The sequence below is a fragment of the Mycolicibacterium stellerae genome, from assembly GCF_003719305.1.
In the GTDB taxonomy this organism is placed as follows: domain Bacteria; phylum Actinomycetota; class Actinomycetes; order Mycobacteriales; family Mycobacteriaceae; genus Mycobacterium; species Mycobacterium stellerae.
The window spans coordinates 219,402-237,995 of the sequence record NZ_RARC01000006.1 but is presented as its reverse complement, the minus strand read 5'-3'; the positions used below and the strand labels follow the sequence as shown (position 1 = coordinate 237,995).

The 18,594-nt window shown below is 65.0% G+C and carries 17 protein-coding genes; 5 read left to right on the top strand and 12 right to left on the bottom strand.

Translation table 11 applies throughout. From position 1 onward, the window contains the following. Positions 1-138: 138 nt before the first annotated feature. From D6M19_RS11190 to iolC, 7 genes are read right to left on the bottom strand one after another with little or no spacing between them, the layout of a single operon-like run. Positions 139-1,014 (bottom strand): sugar phosphate isomerase/epimerase family protein, encoded by an 876-nt coding sequence (locus D6M19_RS11190; protein WP_123025261.1) that lies wholly within the window; start codon positions 1,012-1,014, stop codon positions 139-141. Then, positions 1,011-2,048 carry a Gfo/Idh/MocA family protein gene (locus tag D6M19_RS11185; RefSeq protein WP_123025260.1) on the bottom strand — a complete coding sequence of 346 codons (1,038 nt, stop codon included), beginning with the start codon at positions 2,046-2,048 and terminating at the stop codon, positions 1,011-1,013. The genes D6M19_RS11190 and D6M19_RS11185 overlap by 4 nt, the downstream gene beginning before the upstream one ends. Positions 2,049-2,067: 19 nt before the next feature. Next, positions 2,068-2,973, bottom strand: coding sequence for a sugar phosphate isomerase/epimerase family protein (locus D6M19_RS11180; RefSeq protein ID WP_123025259.1), 906 nt, complete (start codon positions 2,971-2,973; stop codon positions 2,068-2,070). A 3-nt stretch (positions 2,974-2,976) separates the two neighbouring features. Continuing rightward, positions 2,977-4,929 (bottom strand): 3D-(3,5/4)-trihydroxycyclohexane-1,2-dione acylhydrolase (decyclizing), encoded by a 1,953-nt coding sequence (gene iolD, locus D6M19_RS11175; RefSeq protein ID WP_123025258.1) that lies wholly within the window; start codon positions 4,927-4,929, stop codon positions 2,977-2,979. A 9-nt stretch (positions 4,930-4,938) separates the two neighbouring features. Continuing rightward, entirely contained in the window at positions 4,939-5,808 is an 870-nt protein-coding gene (gene iolB / locus D6M19_RS11170; protein WP_123025257.1) for a 5-deoxy-glucuronate isomerase, read from the bottom strand. A gap of 2 nt (positions 5,809-5,810) precedes the next feature. After that, positions 5,811-6,722, bottom strand: coding sequence for a Cgl0159 family (beta/alpha)8-fold protein (locus D6M19_RS11165; RefSeq protein WP_123025256.1), 912 nt, complete (start codon positions 6,720-6,722; stop codon positions 5,811-5,813). Then, a complete protein-coding gene (iolC, locus tag D6M19_RS11160) occupies positions 6,715-7,686 on the bottom strand; it encodes a 5-dehydro-2-deoxygluconokinase (RefSeq protein ID WP_123025298.1) in 972 nt (323 codons plus the stop codon). The genes D6M19_RS11165 and iolC overlap by 8 nt, the downstream gene beginning before the upstream one ends. Before the next feature lie 159 nt (positions 7,687-7,845). Between iolC and D6M19_RS11155 the strand changes: the two genes are divergently transcribed. Next, positions 7,846-8,577, top strand: coding sequence for a GntR family transcriptional regulator (locus D6M19_RS11155; RefSeq protein WP_123025297.1), 732 nt, complete (start codon positions 7,846-7,848; stop codon positions 8,575-8,577). An 83-nt stretch (positions 8,578-8,660) separates the two neighbouring features. Here D6M19_RS11155 and D6M19_RS11150 read toward each other — a convergent pair whose 3' ends face one another. Both D6M19_RS11150 and D6M19_RS11145 read right to left on the bottom strand, forming a co-directional pair. Then, the gene (locus D6M19_RS11150; RefSeq protein WP_123025255.1) at positions 8,661-9,434 is read right to left on the bottom strand and encodes a TIM barrel protein; all 774 of its coding nucleotides are present in this window, start codon (positions 9,432-9,434) and stop codon (positions 8,661-8,663) included. After that, a complete protein-coding gene (locus D6M19_RS11145; RefSeq protein WP_123025254.1) occupies positions 9,431-10,402 on the bottom strand; it encodes a Gfo/Idh/MocA family oxidoreductase in 972 nt (323 codons plus the stop codon). The genes D6M19_RS11150 and D6M19_RS11145 overlap by 4 nt, the downstream gene beginning before the upstream one ends. A 94-nt stretch (positions 10,403-10,496) precedes the next feature. Between D6M19_RS11145 and D6M19_RS11140 the strand changes: the two genes are divergently transcribed. From D6M19_RS11140 to D6M19_RS11125, 4 genes are all read left to right on the top strand, one after another. Further along, complete coding sequence (locus tag D6M19_RS11140; protein WP_123025253.1) at positions 10,497-11,489, top strand: LacI family DNA-binding transcriptional regulator; 993 nt, start codon at positions 10,497-10,499, stop codon at positions 11,487-11,489. A 130-nt stretch (positions 11,490-11,619) separates the two neighbouring features. Continuing rightward, the gene (locus D6M19_RS11135) at positions 11,620-12,609 is read left to right on the top strand and encodes a substrate-binding domain-containing protein (protein ID WP_123025296.1); all 990 of its coding nucleotides are present in this window, start codon (positions 11,620-11,622) and stop codon (positions 12,607-12,609) included. Between the two features lie 24 nt (positions 12,610-12,633). Continuing rightward, the gene (locus tag D6M19_RS11130) at positions 12,634-13,692 is read left to right on the top strand and encodes an ABC transporter permease (protein WP_123025252.1); all 1,059 of its coding nucleotides are present in this window, start codon (positions 12,634-12,636) and stop codon (positions 13,690-13,692) included. 3 nt (positions 13,693-13,695) lie between these two features. Continuing rightward, the gene (locus D6M19_RS11125; protein ID WP_123025251.1) at positions 13,696-14,520 is read left to right on the top strand and encodes an ATP-binding cassette domain-containing protein; all 825 of its coding nucleotides are present in this window, start codon (positions 13,696-13,698) and stop codon (positions 14,518-14,520) included. Positions 14,521-14,574: 54 nt separating this feature from the next. Here the strand turns inward: D6M19_RS11125 and D6M19_RS11120 are convergent, their stop codons facing one another. The 3 genes from D6M19_RS11120 to D6M19_RS11110 form a co-directional block, all read right to left on the bottom strand. Continuing rightward, a complete protein-coding gene (locus D6M19_RS11120) occupies positions 14,575-15,270 on the bottom strand; it encodes a hypothetical protein (RefSeq protein ID WP_164478433.1) in 696 nt (231 codons plus the stop codon). 178 nt (positions 15,271-15,448) lie between these two features. Continuing rightward, positions 15,449-15,730 carry a hypothetical protein gene (locus D6M19_RS11115; RefSeq protein WP_123025249.1) on the bottom strand — a complete coding sequence of 94 codons (282 nt, stop codon included), beginning with the start codon at positions 15,728-15,730 and terminating at the stop codon, positions 15,449-15,451. Positions 15,731-15,777: 47 nt separating this feature from the next. After that, positions 15,778-18,537: a helix-turn-helix transcriptional regulator gene (locus D6M19_RS11110; protein ID WP_123025248.1), complete on the bottom strand. Its 2,760-nt coding sequence runs from the start codon at positions 18,535-18,537 to the stop codon at positions 15,778-15,780. Positions 18,538-18,594: the final 57 nt, after the last annotated feature.

The following is an 18,594-nucleotide window of genomic DNA, read 5'->3' as shown; positions in this document are numbered from 1 at the left end:
CACGGGCATCCTCCACACCGCCCAAAACCACCCGACCAGTCACCTCACCAGTCGCCGGGTTCGTCACCGGCGCCGTCAACCCACCATTACCCGGATAGGCCTTGTTATCGATCCAATGCGAAATCGTTTTGCTCATAATCACTTTCCAAACTTCGAGATGTATTCGGTCATGGTGTTCAGTTGGTAGCGCGATACCTCATGGGCGTTCTCGTCCTCTGCGAAGACGGACGAGACCATCACGGTGTCGGGCCTGTTGTAGAAGTCGATATCGGCAAGGGCGCCGAAGAACTCGTCCCAGTCGACGTCGCCGTCGCCGATCTTCAGGTGCTGATGCACCCGCACCGGGTTGCCCGGCGGGTTGGTGATGTATCGCAGGCCGTGGCTGCGGTGGTGGTCCATGGTGTCGGCCACGTGCACCAGCCGCAGCTTGTTGCCTGCGGCACGGATGATCTCACCCATGTTGCCGCCCATGTGATAGCTGTGGCACGCGACGAAGACCATGCCGATGTTGGGTGAGTTGACGCCGCGGATGATCCGCAGTGCTTCCAGCCCGTCCTCGACGAAATCGTCTGGGTGCGGGTCGATTCGAACATCGATGCCTTCGCGTTCGAAGATCGGCACCAACTCCTCCATGGATCGGAAGAAGGCCCGTTCGGATTCCTCGGCGCGCTCGGGGCGGCCGGAGAACTCGGTGTTGATGACGTTCACCCCGAGGTCGACAGTGATCTGCACGACGCGCTTCCAGTTGCGCACCGCGGCTTCGCGGGCGTCCTCGTCGGGACCGGACCAGCGCAGCACCGGCAGCACCGACGCGATCCCCACCCCGGCGTCCGCGCACGCCTTGCGGAACTGCGCGACGAGGTCGTCGTCGGCGCGCGGATGGTTGAAGAACGGGATGAAGTCCCGGTGCGGCGTCAGCTGCAGGTACTCATAGCCCAATTCCGCTACCAGACGCGGGAAGTCGAGCAGGTCGTAGTCGTGGTGAAATGGCGTCGGATCCAATGCGATCTTCATCGTTGTACCCCCTTGATCGACGCCGGGTCGACGATCTGGACCTCGACGGGCCTGCCGCTGTGCAACGATTCGACGCCGGCCTCGCAGACGGCGGCCGCCGCGTAGCCGTCCCATGCGTCGGGCCCGTCGACGTAACTACCGGTGACGTCCCCGGCATGGACCGCGTCGACCCAGCGCTGGAACTCGGTGTCGTAGGCCTGTCCGAAGCGTTCCCGGAAACCGGGCGTGATGCGGCCTCCCCAGCTGCCAGGTGCGGCCTTGCGAATAAGGCCGACGTCCAGCCCGATCATCGCGCTGCCCTTCTCGGCAACCAGCTCGGTGCGCACCTCGTAGGCCACACCGGTGGTGACGAACAGCTCGACATCGACGAACTTGCCGGACTCGGTCCGCATGATCGCGATCTGCGGGTCGGCAAGCCCCTGCGGGGCAACGGGATTCGGTGCGGGCTTGATGATCTGGATCGAGGCGATCTCCTCGTCGAACAGGAAGCGCGTGACGTCGACCTCGTGCACCAGTGAATCGCGCACCACCATCGCGCTGTCGAACGACGGCGGCACGGCGGGGTTGCGATGCGCGCAGTGCAGCACCAACGGCTGGCCGAATTCGCCGCCGTCGATCAGTGCCTTCAGCTGGGCGTACTCGTGGTCGAACCGGCGCATGAACCCGACCTGGATCAGCTTCTTGCCGAGTTCTGCCTCCCGTTTGACCACGGCGAGTGAGGTCTCCACGTCGGTGGTCAGCGGCTTCTCACAGAGCACCGGCTTGCCGTGCTCCAGGCAGGCGAGCAGCTGCTTCTCGTGCGTCGGGCCGGGTGTGGCGAGCACGACAGCGTCCACGTCGGGGTCGGCGATGGCGTCCAGCGGGTCGCCGACCGCGCGGGCACCCGGCACCGACGCGGCGACCTGCTCGGCCTTCTCGGAAAGGTAGTCGTTGACGACGACGACGCGGGCGTTGCTGATGCGATTCGTGATGCGGGCGACGTGATCGGCGCCCATCACGCCGACACCGAGTACGGCGATCCTGAGGTCAGACATCTTCGTTCCTGACTTGCTACTAGGCGAATTTCACGGAGGGGACACCGCACGAGCCGAGGTACTGACGGGTGCGTTTGGCAATCGGCAGAGGTGCGTCGACCTCACACGGGTACATGTCCTGTTCGACGATCGCGAAGACGTCGACGCCGAGCCTGTCGATGGCCGCCAAAAGCGGTGGCATATCGGGGATTCCGCGTGGTGGCTCGGTCATCGCACCGAGCTTGACGGCTTCGCCGAACGGCAGGTCCTCGGCGATCACCTTGGCCTGCACCTCCGGATCAACCTGCTTGAGGTGCAGATAGCCGATCCGCTCGGGGGCGCGCTCGATGATCGCGATGTTGTCGCCGCCGCAGTAGCTGATGTGGCCGGTGTCCAGACACAGGTTCACGAACTCGCCGTCGGTGCCGTCGAGAAAGCGGTAGACGTTCTCCTCGGTGTCGACGTGGCTGTCCGCGTGCGGGTGGTATTGCGCACGAACACCGTAGCGTTCGAACATCGCCTTGCCGAGCTCGTTCATGCCGTTGGTCTTCTTCTGCCACTGCTCGGAGGTCAGATTGCGGTCCTCCAGCACGGCGCCCGTCGACGGATCACGCCACATCTCGGGGATCACGACGACGTGCTTGCCGCCCACGGCCGCCGTCAGCTTCGCGACGTCCTCGATCTGCTTCCACACTGCATCCCATGAATCGTCTTGGTGCAGATGCTCGAAGACCGTGCCTGCCGACAGCTTCAGGCCGCGTGACGCCAGTTCGTCGGACAGCTTCTCGGGATCGGTCGGCAGGTAGCCGAACGGGCCCAGCTCGATCCACTTGTAACCGGACGCCGCCACTTCGTCGAGGAACCGCGGGTAGGGGGTCTGGCCGGGATCCTCGGGGAACCACACACCCCACGAATCAGGGGCTGAGCCAACGAGAATGGTGCTCATCGATCAGTCCTTCGCGTCGTAGGGTTTCGTGTACGGGCGCTGGACCTTCTTCCACTCGGCGTACGTCTCGTACGCCTGCTGTGTGGACTCCAATTCCGAGGCCTGGCTGACGGGAACGTCCCACCAGGACTGGCTGTCCGGCGCGTAGATCAATGGATCGGTTTCGACATGGATCACGGTGGTGTGCTCGTTGGCCTTGGCCACCTTGACCGCGTCGGTGAACTCCGCTGCCGTCGTCACCTTGATCACCTCGGCGCCCAGGCTGGCCGCGTTGGCCGCCAGGTCGACGGGCAGCTTGTCGCCGGCCAGCCGGCCGGAATCGTCGCGATAGCGATAAGAGGTGCCGAATCGCTGGGACCCCAGGGACTCCGAGAGCGAGCCGATGGAAGCGAAGCCGTGATTCTGCACCAGCACCAGGATGACCTTGACACCTTCCTGGACAGCGGTCACCAACTCGGTGGCCATCATCAGGTAGGAGCCGTCGCCGACCAGGACGAACACATCGCGGTCGGGGCTGGCCATCCGCACGCCGATGCCTCCTGCGACCTCGTATCCCATGCACGAGTAGCCGTACTCGACGTGATAGCCCTTGCGGTCGCGGGTGCGCCACAGCTTGTGCAGGTCTCCTGGCATGGAGCCGGCCGCGCACACGACGACGTCCCGCGGGTCGGACAACGTGTTCGCCAACCCGATGACCTGGCTCTGGTTCAGGGCGCTGCCGTCGTCCTCGACGCGGTACGCCGCGGTGACGGTGTCATCCCACTCGGTGGCGAGTTCGATTGTCCGCGTACGGTAGTCGTCGCTCACCGAGTAGTCGCCGAGCGCCGCCGACAGCGCCTCGATGGCTTCGCGCGCGTCGGCGACGATCGAAAGGCCGCCCTGCTTGACCCCGTCGAACGAGGCCACGTTGATGTTGACGAAGCGGACGTCCGGATTGTTGAACGCGGTTCGCGATGCGCTGGTGAAATCGCTGTAGCGGGTTCCGATTCCGATGACGACGTCAGCTTCGGCGGCCAACGCGTTTGCCGCTGTGCTTCCCGTCGATCCGACCGAGCCGACCGACTGCGGATGATCGTAGGGAAGTGAGCCCTTGCCTGCCTGGGTCTCCGACACCGGGATTCCGGTCTGCTCGACGAATGCCGCCAGTGCGTCGTTGGCATCGGAGTAGATGGCCCCACCACCCGCGACGATGAGCGGACGCTGCGCGGACGCGATGATCTCCGCGGCATGTGCGACCACGGTCCGCTCAGGCAGCGGGCAGGCCACGTGCCAAGTGCGTTCGGCGAAAAGCGATTCCGGCCAGTCGAACGCCTCGGCCTGGACGTCCTGCGGCAACGCGATGGTGGCCGCGCCGGTCTCGACCGGGTCGGTGAGGACACGCATCGCACCCAGCAGGGCCGCGGGCAACTGCTCCGGCCGCCACACCCGGTCGAAGAAGCGCGACAGCGGCTTGAACGCGTCGTTGACGGTCATCTCGTTGTCGTGCGGCTGCTCGAGGTCCTGCAACACCGGCGCGCTGACCCTTGTCGCGAACGTGTCCGAGGGCAGCAGCAGAACGGGTAGCCGGTTGATGGTGGCCAATGCGGCGCCGGTGAGCATGTTGGTGGACCCCGGCCCGATGCTGGCGGTCACCGCCCACGTCTGGAGCCGATCCTTCTGCCTGGCGTACGCGGCGGCCGTGTGTACCATCGCCTGCTCATTGCGGCCCAACACATATCGCAGCCCTGGTTCGGTGCCTGTCCGCTCGGCCTCGAGCTCGGCCTGCAGCAGCGCCTGGCCCATGCCTGCCACGTTGCCGTGGCCGAAGATGCCGAGGCAGCCAGCGAAGAACTTGCTGCGTTCGCCGTCACGCTCGACGTACTGGTTGGCCAGGAACCGAACGACCGCCTGGGCGACGGTGAGCCGCACCGTCGGCTCGTTGTGCGGCGGCTTGAACGCGGATGCTTTGGAGACCACGTCACACTCCTATTCAGATGGCTTGGTATGCAGGGGCAGCCGCGGGTCGACGGCCTGGTCTTCCCACGTACCGCGCAACCAGGCGTGCTCCGGATCGTCGACGATCTTCCAGGCCCGTTCCTCGCCGGAGCCGGCCATCACGTTGAGGTAGTACATGTGATAGCCGGGCGCCGCGACGGACGGCCCGTGGTAGCCGTGCGGCACCAGCACGACGTCACCGGTGCGCACCTCTTCGAGGACCTCGATCGGTCTGCTCGGTGTGCCGTACACGCGGTGATAGCCAAAGCCTCTTGAATCGTCTGGGCCGGAGGCGATCTCGAAGTAGTAGATCTCTTCGAGCGCCGACTCGACCGGTGTCTCTTCGTCGTGCTTGTGTGCGGGATAGCTCGACCAGTTGCCGCCGGGCGTGATCACCTCGCAGGCGATCAGCGAGTCGGCGTCGAAAACGCCCGCCGTGCCAAAGTTGTGCACCTGCCTGCTGCAGTTGCCCGTCCCGCGCAGCTCGACGGACACGTCCGCGGCGGCCACCCTTCGATTGGGCAGCTGCCGCTTGGCGCGCGCGCCGCAGATTGCGAGCCTGCCCTCGCCGCGCACGGTATAGCTCTGGCCGGTGCCGATGTAGACCATGTCGGCGGGACCGTCGAAAACCGATGCGCGCGGTGACAATTCGAACGCCTGGTCGTCACAGTGCACGGTGCCGCCGCCGGCCAGCGGCAGGATCATCACCTCGATGCCATCGGTGGACAACGCGAGTTCCTGGTTTGGCGCTATCTCGACCACCCACAGGCTCGCCTCTGACCAGCCGGCGGATTCGGGTGTCACGTCGACGGTGTAGGGGAGGGTCGCGCTGTTCGCAGGGATGTAGTACTTGCTGTGCATGCTTAAGCCTTCCCCGTCGCTACGCTCGCCCCGGTCCTCACCATCGACACCGCGGTTGCCACCGCCGCGCTGACGTCGTCGTCTGCGGGATAGAGCAGTGTCCGCCCCACGATGAGCCCGCGCACCGACGGCAGCGCCAACGCCTTCTCCCAGCTGGCGAACGCCTCGTCCGGATCAGCGGGGTCACCGCCAAGCAGCAGGGTCGGCAGCGTTGTCGACTCCATGACGCGGTCCATCTCCTCGACAACTGGAAGCTTCATCCAGGTGTAGGCGGACGTGGAGCCGAGGCCCTGTCCGATGTGTACGGACTTGATCACCGCATCGGGGCTCAGGTCGTTGCACACCTTGCCGTTGACCCGCGATGACATGAACGGCTCCAGCATCGCGATCAGACCGTGGGACGCCAGTTCATCGATGGCGCGCGCACACGCTTCCAGCGTCGACACGGTGCCGGCATCGTCGAGATCGATGCGGCACAACATCTTTCCGCCGTTCATCCGGGCGGCGGCAGTGGCCGCCGCGGTGGCGGCCGTCATGCGGTCGTCGAGTTCGAACCGTGCGCCCGCGAGGCCGCCGCGGTTCATCGAGGAGAACACGACCTTGTCCTCCAGCGCGCCCAGCAACAGCAGGTCGTCGAGGATGTCGGAGGTCGCAAGGACGCCGTCGACGCCGGGGTCGGCCAAGGCAGCCCGCAGCCGGTCGAGTAGGTCGGTGCGGCTGTTCATGGCGGTCGGCCGTGACCCGACACCGAGGGCACCGCGGGCGGGGTGGTCGGCGGCGACGATCATCAGCCTGCCGTTACCCCGCACCGCGGGCCGGATGGTGCGCGTCTGCCACGCCCGCTCGACTGCTTGCGGGTCGGACGCGCGCACCTCGGTGATCTGGGTGTAGTCCTTGCACACAGCGTCAGACATTGACGGCCTCCACTGCGGTCTGGTCGGCCAGCGCGGCGACCTCTTGTGCCGTCGGCATCGCCGTCGAGCATTCGAGCCGGGATGCGACGATCGCGCCTGCGGCGTTCGCGTACCGCAGGGTCTTTTCCAGCGGCCAGCCGTGCAGCAGACCGTGGCACAGGCTGCCGCCGAACGCATCTCCCGCGCCAAGGCCGTTGACCACGTCCACCTCGTTTGGTGCGACGTTGACATGCGTGTGCCGGGTCTTGCCCAACACGCCGCGGGGGCCCTGCTTGACGATGGCGAGCTCGACGCCCAAGTCCAACAGGGCGTCGGCCGCGCGCTGCGGATTGCTCTCGCCGACCGCGATCTCGCACTCTTCGCGGTTGCCGACCGCGACCGTCACGTGCTGCAGCGCCCGCTGCACCTGCTCGGTCGCTGCGGCGGGCGACTCCCAGAACATCGGCCGGTAGTCGAGGTCGAGCACGGTGTGCCTGGCTCTTGCGCGTGCCTCCCATGCCGCGAAATGCGCACTGCGGCTGGGTTCCTCGGACAGCCCGGTGACCGTCGACCAATACAGTTTGGCGGAGCGGACGGCGTCGACGTCGATCTCGTCGGGGCCGATCTGAAGGTCGGGCGCGCTCGGCCGACGGTAGAAGTACAGCGGGAAATCGTCTGGCGGGAAGATCTCGCAGAACGTCACCGGCGTCGGGTACTCGTCGTGGGTCGACACGAACGCGTTGTCGACGCCGAGCCGCGCCAGCTCGTTGCGGACGAAAGTCCCGAACGGGTCGGCTCCGACGCCAGAGATCAGCGCGGTGTGGTTGCCAAGTCGGGCGGCGGCCACTGCGACGTTGGCGGCGCTGCCTCCGAGGAACTTGCCGAACGACTCGACATCCTCCAGGCCGACGCCGATCTGGAGGGGATAGATGTCGACGCCGCTTCGCCCGATGGCGAGCACGTCTAACGGCTGCGTGGTGGTCAAGTTCGCCCTCCGGCAGTTGTTGGTGTGCGTACGACTGTGCACCGCGACACTCCGGGCTGTCAATAGTTTGTCCTGACATTCTAACTTTTAATCGGGCGGTGCTAGTATTCAGCTACCTTGATCTTGTCGGATCTTGTCGGACCCGAGATCGGAGACAACGTGCCCGTGGCGGTGGAGCTCGACAGGTCGAGTCCTGTCCCTCTCTACTATCAACTTGCCCAGGCCATCGAAGCCGCGATTCGGGACGGCGAGCTGTCGCCGGGGGATCGGTTCGAAAACGAACTGGCGCTGGCGAAAAGGCTGACTTTGTCGCGGCCGACGACCCGGCGCGCCATCCAGGAACTCGTCGACAAGGGCCTGCTGGTTCGCAAGCGCGGGGTGGGCACCCAGGTTGTGCAGAGCCCGGTGCATCGACGCGTCGAGCTAACGAGCCTGTTCGACGACCTGACGCGGGCAGGCCAGGAGCCGACGACTCAGCTGCTCGACTACCACGTCGGGCCGCCCGACGAGGAGGTCGCGCGCGAGCTCAGCCTGAAAGACGACCGCGAGGTGGTGTCGATCCACCGGCTGCGCAGTGCGAACGGCGAGCCGCTGGCGGTGATGACAAATCACCTGCCGGTGGACATCGCGCCGGATGCCGAGGAACTGGAGGGCAACGGCCTGTATCAGTCGCTGCGCGCCCGCGGTGTGCATATCCGGCTTGCCCGCCAGCGCATCGGCGCCAGGGGAGCGACGAGGGCAGAGGCCAAGCTGCTCGACGAGAAGCCGGGCGCCCCCCTGCTGACGATGGCGCGGACCGCGTTCGACGATTCGGGCGCCGCCGTCGAGTTCGGCACGCACTGCTACCGCGCGTCGCGCTACTACTTCGACACCACCCTCGTCGACCGCTGATTTTCTTCGCGAGCAGACGCAAATGTTCTGCGCGTCGTGCGGTTTTGCGAACTTTTGCGTCTGCTCGGCGGGGAAGGTGACCGCTAGCTGAAGGCGCGGCGGAAAGCGTCGAGGGCCGCCTCGCTGTCGCCGGACGCCCACGCTTCCATGCCGACCGTGCCGGTGAACCCGATGTCGCGCAGAGCCCTCGCGATGGCGGGATAGTTGATCTCGCCGGTGCCCGGCTCGCAGCGGCCGGGCACATCGGCAACCTGCACCTCGCCGATGGCGTCCCCGCAGCGATGGATCAGCTCGATGAGATTCCCTTCGCCGATCTGCGCGTGATACAGGTCAAGCATCATCCGTACATTGGGATGGTCGACGCCCTCGACGAGCGCCAACGTGTCCTTCGCCCTGGCCAGTGGCACGCCCGGGTGGTCGACGATGGTGTTCAGGTTCTCCACGCAGAACGTGACGCCCGCCGCATCGCCGAGTTCGCCGATGCGCTCGAGCGCCCGCTGCGCGGTCAGCCACATCTGGCCGGTGGCGCGCTGGCGGGGGCGTGCCGCCTTCCCGTCGACGATTTCGGCCGTATGAAGGTTGAGCCGCGGAACCCCCAGCGTCTCAGCGGCTTTGATGCTCAGCTCGGCCGTGCGGACGACCTCGTCGGCACTCGCGGGGTCGATCAGATCGCCCTGCAGGTAGCCGGTCATCGACGAGAAGCGGGCCCCGGTCGCGGCCAGCGCGTCGAGGTCCTTGTCATGCCAGCTCCAGATCTCGACGGCGAAGCCGAGCTCGTCGACGCGCCGGACGCGGTCGATCAGTGGCAGATCGGTGAACACCATTTCGGCGCAGATCGCCAACTGGTAGTCGGTCATTGCAGTACCCGATCGAGGGCGACAGGCGCGCCCGTCTGTACCGATTCGCGCGCGGCGATGGCAATGTCGAGAGCGACGCGGGCGTCGCGTCCGGTCACCGACGGCTCGGTTCCGGTGCGGACACAATCGGCGAAGTGGGCGAACTGCGCGACGTAGGCGCCTGCGAACAGGTCGGTGTTGCCCGGAGCTGCGCCGTCGGGCGAGCGTCCCGCCAACAACACGCCGTCGGAGCCGAAAACCTCACCGCGCACGTCGTAACCGTAGACGGCCTGGAAGCTGGCCTCGGCAATTGCGAACGCTCCGTTGTCGAAGCGCAGCTGGACGACGGCGGTGTCCAAGAAGCCGGCATCCCGCAGCTCGGGATGGATCAACGCATCGGCCTGAGCGAAGACCTGCGTGACCCTGGTATCTGGGTTGAGCCAGCAGAGGGTGTCGAAATCGTGGATCAGCGTCTCGTTGAAGATCGTCCACGGCTTGACCCGCGCGGCGACGTCGGCGGAGATACCGGGGTCACGCGTCAGCGAGCGCAACATCTGCGGTGTTCCGATCGCGCCAGCCGCAATCTGGTTGCGCATGGCGGCGAAGTCGTCGGCGAAGCGGCGGTTGAATCCGACCTGCAGCGCCACCCCGGCGCCGTCGGTGGCCGCGATGGCACGGTCCGCGTCGTCCAGTGTCAGCGCCATCGGCTTTTCGCAGAACACATGCTTGCCTGCGCGAGCGGCCGCTATGACCAGCTCGGTGTGCGTGGTGGCAGGGGAGGAGATCGCGACGGCATCGAGGGACGTGTCGGCGATGAGCTCTAGCGGATCGCGGTAGGTCCGTGGCGCGTTGAGCCGCGCTGCCGCTTGCGGATCGGGATCCGCGACGGCCGCAAGGCGGACACCGGGTATACGGCTGGCCAGCGTCTCGGCGTGGAAGGTGCCGATCCAGCCGGCTCCGATGAGGCCGAAGCTCAACGGTTTGGTCATCGACGAACTCCAATCAGCTAGAACGTTCTAGTCAAGCTAGGCCCCGTACCGGGATTCCGTCAACAATTTCACTAGAACGATCTAGGCTTGGCGTGTGGAGCGCAGACCCACGCTCGAGGATGTGGCCAAACGGGCCGGTGTTTCGCGCGCCCTTGTGTCGATCGTGATGCGCGATGCACCAGGAGCGGGCGAGCAGACTCGCGAGCGGGTGCGACGCGCAGCCGACGAGATCGGCTATCGCCCCGATCCGAGGGCGCGTCGGCTGCGTCAGCTTCGGACCAAACTCATCGGCGTCACCTTCACCGCGGGTCAGGAGTTCCACGCCGATCTCGTCGACGGCGTGTACGTCGCCGCCGACGAACTCGGTTACGACGTGGTGCTCAGCGGGGTCACGCCGCACCGCGACGAGCGGCGTGCGGTGCGGACGTTGGTCGACGACCGCTGCGAGGGGCTGATGTTGATCGGCTCGGCGATGTCGACGCGCGAACTCGGCGATCTGGCGCAGCGGCTTCCAGTGGTGGTGGTGGTTCGACGGGTTCGGGGTGTCGACGCCGTCCGCAGCGACGACGTGGCAGGCGCCGTCCTCGGTATGGAGTACCTGATCGGGCTCGGCCATCGCCGGATTCTCTATCTCGACGGAGGTCGGGCGCCCGGCGGCGCCGAACGGCTCCGCGGCTATCGGCGGGCTGCGAAGGCCGCCGAGCTGCCCGAGTTGACCCGTCCCGGTGGCCTGACGGAACGCGAAGGTGCAGCTGCAGCAACGGAAATGCTCAGCTCGAATGCTTTGCCCAGTGCCGTGTTCGCCTTCAACGACCGCTGCGCGCTAGGTGTGATGGATGCGCTCATCCGAGCGGGAGTATCTGTTCCACAACAGGTTTCGGTACTCGGCTTCGACGACAGCCCGTTGGCTGGGCTCGCCCACATCGATCTGACGACGATTCGCCAAGACTCCGCAGGTCTGGCATCGGCAGCAACGCAGCGGCTGGTGGAACGGCTCGACGACGCCTCGTCGGCCGGTGGCCCAGTGGACATCACCCGTGAACCGACCTTGGTGGTTCGCGGGTCCACGGCGCCCCCGAATGCCTGACCTGCACCAACCGGAAGGAACGTTTGATATGCAGTCCTAATGTCCGAACAAAGTCTTGACTTTCTACTGTGAGCCGTATTACATCGACCCTTGAGGCGTGCTGCGCCGCACGCGGATACAAGGAGAAACAATGAGGTTCACTCGGCTCGCGGCGATCGCCGGGGCAAGCGTGCTCGTGCTCGGGATCGCGTCATGTTCATCCACCGGAGGCAAACCGGAGGAGAAGGGCGGGGGGATGGGCGCCGGGCAGGCCAACACCCCGCGCGCCACCGTCGCGATGATCACCCACGAGGTACCCGGCGACTCGTTCTGGGACCTGATCCGCAAGGGCGCCCAGGCCGCTGCCGACAAGGACAACATCGAGCTGCGGTACTCCAACGATCCCGAGGCGCCGAATCAGGCCAACCTCGTGCAGACCGCCATCGACAGCGGCGTCCAGGGCATCGCCCTCACGCTGGCCAAGCCGGACGCCATGGCGCCCGCGGTGAAGGCCGCAACCGCCAAGAACATTCCGGTCGTCGCCTTCAACTCGGGCTTCGACAACTGGAAGTCGATGGGCGTGCAGGAGTACTTCGGCCAGGACGAGAAGCTGGCCGGGATCGCCGCCGGCGAACGTCTGCAGAAGGACGGCGCCAAGAAGATCATCTGCGTCATCCAGGAGCAGGGCCAGGTGGCGTTGGAATCCCGCTGTGCCGGCGTACGTGAAGGTTTCAAAGGTCAGTCGGAGATCCTGAACGTCAACAGCAAGGACATGCCGTCGGTGGAATCGACGATCACCGCCAAGCTCCAGTCGGACAAGTCCGTCGACTATGTCGTGGCGCTGGGCGCGCCGATCGCGCTGGCCGCGGTGCAGTCGAAGAGCAACGCAGGCAGCTCGGCGAATATCGTCACCTTCGACACCAACGCGGCTCTCGTCGACGCCATCAAGGCGGGCGACGTGAAGTGGGCAGTGGACCAGCAGCCGTTCCTGCAGGGCTATCTCGCGATCGACTCGCTGTGGCTGTTCCTCAACAACAAGAACCTGATCGGCGGCGGACAAGCAACGCTGACAGGTCCGTCCTTCATCGACGAGACCAACATCGACTCGGTAGCCGAACTGGCCAAGTCCGGGACCCGTTGAGCCCCGCGCGGGAGAGAGTGAACCATGACTACAAAAACTGATCTGGACGTCGGCGGTCATAAGATCATCCGTGACGAGCGTGTCAAGGAGCGAAACCGTGTTCAGCGCTTGCTCATTCGCCCCGAGATGGGTGCGGCGATCGGCGCCGTCGCGATCTTCATCTTCTTCCTGTTCGTCGCCCCGCCGTTCCGGACGCCCGAAGCCTTGGCGACTGTGCTGTATGCCAGTTCGACGATCGGGATCATGGCGTGCGCGGTCGCGCTACTGATGATCGGCGGGGAATTCGACCTGTCGTCCGGTGTGGCTGTGACCACGAGTTCACTGGCAGCCTCGATGCTGGCATACAACCTGCATCTCAATCTGTGGGCCGGCGCGGGGTTGGCCCTGATAGTCGCGCTTGCGGTCGGATTCTTCAACGGCTATCTGGTGATGAAGACCAAGATTCCCAGCTTCCTGATCACCCTTGGCACTTTGCTGATGCTGACGGGCATCAATCTCGCTGTGACCAAGCTGATTTCGGGTCAAGTTGCGACACCGAGCGTGAACGACATGCAGGGTTGGGATTCGGCGCAGAAGGTGTTCTCATCGTCGTTCCCGATCTTTGGCATCGAGGTACGGATCACCGTGTTCTGGTGGCTGCTTCTCACCGCAATCGCGACATGGGTGCTTTTCAAGACCCGCGTCGGCAACTGGGTCTTCGCCGTCGGCGGCGACCAGGAAAGCGCCCGCGCCGTGGGTGTTCCGGTGACCGCCGTGAAGATCGGCCTGTTCATGTTCGTCGGCTTCTGCGCCTGGTTCGCCGGCATGCACCTGCTGTTCGCGTTCAACACCGTGCAGTCCGGTCAAGGCGTGGGCAATGAGTTCATCTACATCATTGCCGCAGTCATCGGCGGCTGCCTCCTCACCGGTGGCTACGGCACCGCGATCGGTGCCGCGATCGGCGCGTTCATCTTTGGCATGGTGCAACAGGGCATCGTGTATGCCGGGTGGAATCCCGACTGGTTCAAGTTCTTCATGGGCGTGATGCTGCTGTTCGCGGTGATCGCCAACAACGCATTCCGCAACTACGCCGCCAAGAGGTGACCCATGACCGCAACAGTTGATCGTCCCGTGGAAGAGGCTCCTTCCGGTGGCAAGGTGCCGTTGGTCGAGCTGAAGAACGTCGGAAAGTCCTATGGCAACATCACCGCGCTGAAAGACATCTCACTGCGGGTGCACGCAGGGGAGGTGACCGGCATCCTCGGTGACAACGGTGCGGGCAAGTCGACGCTGATCAAGATCATCGCCGGCTACCACCCCCAAACCGACGGCGAGCTGCTCGTCGATGGGGAGCCGATCAAATTCACCTCACCGAAAGATGCGTTGGGCAAAGGCATTGCGACGGTGTACCAGAACCTTGCCGTCGTGCCGCTGATGCCGGTGTGGCGCAACTTCTTCCTCGGCCAGGAGATTCGGCAGACCCGCTTCCCATGGGCGTTGGACGCCAATGCGATGCGCGCCACTACGCTGTCGGAGCTATCGAAGATGGGCATCGATCTACCCGACGTCGATGTACCGATCGGCTCGCTGTCCGGCGGCCAGAAGCAGTGCGTCGCGATTGCGCGGGCCGTTTTCTTCGGTGCACGGGTGCTGATCCTCGACGAGCCGACCGCAGCGTTGGGCGTCAAGCAGTCCGGTGTGGTGCTGAAGTACATCACCGCCGCAAAGGAGGCCGGTTTCGGCGTCGTCTTCATCACCCACAACCCGCATCACGCGCACATGGTCGGCGATCATTTCGTGTTGCTGAACCGCGGCAAGCAGAAGCTGGACTGCACCTACGACGACATCACCCTGGAGCACCTCACGCAGGAGATGGCGGGTGGCGACGAACTCGAGGCGCTGTCACACGAACTGCGCGGCGATAAGGGTTAGCGACTGCGGGGCGGCGGCCTTGCGGTAGGAAACGCAAGGCCGGTCGCCGTCACCTCAGGCGCGGCCGAAGACCTTCACCAGGTGGTTGCCCCAAACCCAGCCTCTTCCTATGACTTCACATTTGACGTCGGTCTCGCAGCCGGGCGCGACATCGACTACCTCGCCCTCGTTCAGCATTCCGATGATTGCGGCGTCGTCTTGCGGCCCGTCCGAGATGTCCACGTCGTTTGCCGCCTTGCGCTTGTTGACGTTTGACGCCGCCGGCGCCTGGTCTGCGGGCGCCACAGCGGTCGCGGCGCAAGGCAGCTTTCTGGCATTCCATTTGAACTGGTGATTGGTATTCGTCTCGTCGACCGAAGTGCCAGTCACCGTTCCGTCAGCCTGTACCGTGCCCGTGAATCGGCCTCGGCTGCCATTGCTCCAGGGAATGGTGATGTCAATTGCCGTTCCGTTCATACCGCCGGTCGGTACGCCGTTCGAGGGATCGGGCTTGCCGTCTTTCCAGTAGGTGGCCTGGCCAGGTCCGGCCGTACGCCTCGGAGCACCCGACGTTGGGATTTGAATTCGCCACCCGTCGGTTTGATAAATGTCGAACAGAGGCGGAAATTCGTACTCGGCGCAAGCGGGTGCCAACGGCACCATCGGTACCGCATGAACGTTTGATGGAGCAATCGTGAATGCTCCGACCATGATTGTCGAAGCCGCAGCGCCGGCCAGGGAAAACCTGCACGCATCGCCAATTGAGAACATAGGACTCGCCCTTTCCAGTGGTGAACATCGTTGCCGACCCCGGGTTGTGAGGACGCTACGACTGCGGGGGTCACCCGCGCATCAGGTGTTTCCCTACCCGCATGCCCCAATGTCCCTACGCCGTGGATCGCTCTGGATATCGAGCGAGCCGCAAGTGGGAGTTCAAGACGAGTCGGCGTCAGTCGTCGTCGGGTGAGCCCAGACCGGCAGCGAAGGTTAGTCGGTCAGGTGGTATGCCCGCCTGACCGCAGGCTTGGGCGACAGCATCCACGGAATCGGCCGTGAACAGCGCGAACGACATTTCGTCGGGTGGCACCGAGAACATGGTCACCAGCCGTACGGGTGCGCCCTCTGCGGACACGGCGGCCGCACATTCGTTGAGCTTGGCGGCCGTCTCGGCAAGGGCTTCCTGCCCGGGCTCGGGTCGGTACCACTCAACGAGGAAGCACGGGTGTGCCATGACTCGACGTTAGGGTGCGCGTCCTTCCGAGGAAATAAGGTGTTTCCCTACCCGTCGGGGTCCCTCATCCGCCCGCCGAGCTCCGCGCGCGAGTGGATGCCGAGCTTGCGGTAGATGCGGGACAGGTTGGCCTCGACGGTCTTCGGGCTGATGAACAGTTCGGCTGCGACATCGCGGTTGGTCATCCCCTTGGCCGCGAGCTCGGCGACCCGCTGTTCGGACGGCGTCAGCCCCGAGATCATGCGGGGACCGAACCTCGTTCGCGCGAGCTCGGTGGAGGCGCGCTCGGCCCATAATCGGGCACCCATCGCCTCAAAGGTCGACAGTGCCTCGGTCAGCGTGTTCACCGCGAGGTCCTTGTGGCGTTGTCGACGCAGGAGCTGCCCGACGACAAGTTGGGTGCGAGCACGTTCGAAGGGCATCGGCAATCGTTCGTGTTCCGCCATGGCGTGACCGACGGCCGCGCTCGCCCCCTCGACGTCGCCGCGCGCCGCGCACACCATCGCCCTCGCGCGGGCCCCGACGGCCAACATCCACGGCCGATCCACTCTGGTGCCGTTCCGCTCCAGCCGTTGGACGAGCACTTCGGCCTGGTTCACTTGATCCCCGGCGATGAGAGCCTCGACGGCATCGGGGATGAACGCGGCGAGAAACATCTCTGTTGCTTTGGGCGCTTTACCTGAGTCGCTCAACAGTGGCTGAAGCGTCGTCAGCGCCTCACGATAGCGGCCAAGCGACACCTCGAGGAACCCCAGCGTGGTCAGCTGGCACACCGCCAGAATATTTGCTCCGCAGCGGGCTCCGATCTCGAGTGCAGCGCTGACATCGCCGCGGGCATCGGCGACGCGACCCTGGTAGGCGGCTGGCATCGCGCGGACTGTCAACGCAACCATGACTGGTAGATCACCGAGTTGCAATGCTCGTTCCATCGCCTCATCGGCGAGGCGGACGGCCTCATTGAGGTCGCCCCGCCAGGTCGCCATCAGACCGCTGTGGAAGGCGACATAGATCAGTTCGCTTTCCTCACCCCGGTCCTCGCAATGCCTTCTGATGGACAGCATCTGCTCGGCGGCTGGATCCAGCTGGCCTGTCCACGCCAGCATCAGACCCTTCTGCATGCATGCGCGGACCGCAAGCGGCATGTCCCCGCGGAGTTCTTCGAGTTCGAGCGCGCGGGCGAGGCTGGGCTCGTCGAGTCCGTCGCCGCACATGAAGCGCAACAGCTCGCGGGTGGCCAGTGCCTGACTCAGCAGATCGCCGTTCTGCAGGTGCTTCGCGTCGGCGACCGCATCCTCGGCGCGGAGAGCTCCCTCCGCCATCAGCCCGACGCTGAACAGGGCAAAAGCCAGATTCACCAACATGGGCGTGCGGCGCGCCAGATTGTCGCCGGCCTCGTTGACGGCCTGCTGCAGAAGCTCCGCGCCTTGCGAAAAGCTGTTGACCCACAGCCGCACGAAGCCGAGCAGCGCGAGCGCTTCGGCACGCACCGGACCGGGTTTCAGTGTGGCGATCGTATCTTCGAGTAGCGCCTGCGCCCGGCCGGGATCACCGGCGTTGAAATGGTGACCCGCCAATCGGATTCGTCGTTGCGGGGTGTCACCGTCGAGCTTGAGAGCACGCTCGAGGAATTCAGCTGCGGTCGCGGATGCGCCTCGGAGGCGGGCCATCTCGGCTGCGTTGTCGAGGGCATCAAGAGTATTGGGATCGCCGGTGGTCGCGGCGAGCGCAAGGTGCCGCGCCTTCAACTCCGGTTCTTTGACGACCTTGGCCAGCTGGCGATGCATGCTCCTGCGCTGGGCAATGGCGGCACCGGTATAAATCCCACGCGCCAATAGCGGATGAGCGAATCGCACCCAGTGGCCGTCGATTCCGACAATGCCCTTTTCCTCAGCATCCTCGAGCAGATCAATCACGCGGCTGATGGGTGCGCCGGTCGCCAAGGCCACCTGTTCAACGGTTGGCGCTGCGATACAGGCCGCGGCGAGCAACACGTGTCGGACATCTTTGTGTAGACGGCCGACTCGGGACTGCACCAACTCGGTGAGCGTATCGGGCAGCACTGCATCGCTGGCAACCTCCGCGGTATCGATCACCCGCGCCAACTCCAACGCGTAAAACGGGTTCCCGCCGGAGATCTCGTGGATACGCACCATCGTCGGACGTGGGAACGCGCGGCCGTATCTGGTCGCGATTACCTGATTCAGTCCGCCGAGGGTCAGCGGTGGCACCTGGATTCGCCGGATGTCATCAGGTCGAGCCATATGAAGCCAGGACGCGGTCGTCTCGATGTCGGGACCGACTCGTGCCGTTGCGAGAACGCCTGCCCGTCCGGAGAGCCGGCGCGCAGTGAAGCTCACCACCTGCACACTGGACGGGTCAAGCCATTGCAGGTCGTCGATTGCCAGCACTAGCGGGCCCTCCGACAAGATCCGCTCGACAACCCCGAGGAAGCCCGCAGCCACGGCGCGCTGATCCGATGCGGGGTCGGTCGGGTCACCCCGCAACATGATTCGGTCCACAGCGATACGCTGCGGGTCCGGCAATTCAGCCCAAACCGATGCGTCGACTTCCCTCAACAGGTCGGCGAGTGCGGCATAGGCCAACACCGACTCCGCCGCAGCCGCACGCGCCGACAAGACCTTGAAACCGCGTTCCCTTGCCTGATCGACGGCAGCCAGCCACAAGGTGGTTTTGCCGATCCCTGCCTCGCCCTCGATGAGCAGCCCAGCGGGTTGGGTCGACGCCAACGTCAAAAATTTTGTGAGCGTGGCCTCTTCGGTTTCACGGTTGACGACGTGACCGACCATTCAAAAACATTAGCTAACGCTCACAGAAAGTTCCTAGCATTCTCCCGACACCAGAGA

What these genes read in the sequence shown, in the direction of transcription:
- D6M19_RS11150 (WP_123025255.1), bottom strand. Translation starts at nt 9,434, where the DNA reads ATGACCGACTACCAGTTGGCGATCTGCGCCGAAATGGTGTTCACCGAT.
- D6M19_RS11110 (WP_123025248.1), bottom strand. Translation starts at nt 18,537, where the DNA reads ATGGTCGGTCACGTCGTCAACCGTGAAACCGAAGAGGCCACGCTCACA.
- iolB (WP_123025257.1), bottom strand. Translation starts at nt 5,808, where the DNA reads ATGCACAGCAAGTACTACATCCCTGCGAACAGCGCGACCCTCCCCTAC.
- D6M19_RS11125 (WP_123025251.1), top strand. Translation starts at nt 13,696, where the DNA reads ATGACCGCAACAGTTGATCGTCCCGTGGAAGAGGCTCCTTCCGGTGGC.
- D6M19_RS11135 (WP_123025296.1), top strand. Translation starts at nt 11,620, where the DNA reads ATGAGGTTCACTCGGCTCGCGGCGATCGCCGGGGCAAGCGTGCTCGTG.
- D6M19_RS11115 (WP_123025249.1), bottom strand. Translation starts at nt 15,730, where the DNA reads ATGGCACACCCGTGCTTCCTCGTTGAGTGGTACCGACCCGAGCCCGGG.
- D6M19_RS11130 (WP_123025252.1), top strand. Translation starts at nt 12,634, where the DNA reads ATGACTACAAAAACTGATCTGGACGTCGGCGGTCATAAGATCATCCGT.
- D6M19_RS11120 (WP_164478433.1), bottom strand. Translation starts at nt 15,270, where the DNA reads ATGTTCTCAATTGGCGATGCGTGCAGGTTTTCCCTGGCCGGCGCTGCG.
- D6M19_RS11145 (WP_123025254.1), bottom strand. Translation starts at nt 10,402, where the DNA reads ATGACCAAACCGTTGAGCTTCGGCCTCATCGGAGCCGGCTGGATCGGC.
- D6M19_RS11190 (WP_123025261.1), bottom strand. Translation starts at nt 1,014, where the DNA reads ATGAAGATCGCATTGGATCCGACGCCATTTCACCACGACTACGACCTG.
- D6M19_RS11180 (WP_123025259.1), bottom strand. Translation starts at nt 2,973, where the DNA reads ATGAGCACCATTCTCGTTGGCTCAGCCCCTGATTCGTGGGGTGTGTGG.
- D6M19_RS11165 (WP_123025256.1), bottom strand. Translation starts at nt 6,722, where the DNA reads ATGTCTGACGCTGTGTGCAAGGACTACACCCAGATCACCGAGGTGCGC.
- D6M19_RS11185 (WP_123025260.1), bottom strand. Translation starts at nt 2,048, where the DNA reads ATGTCTGACCTCAGGATCGCCGTACTCGGTGTCGGCGTGATGGGCGCC.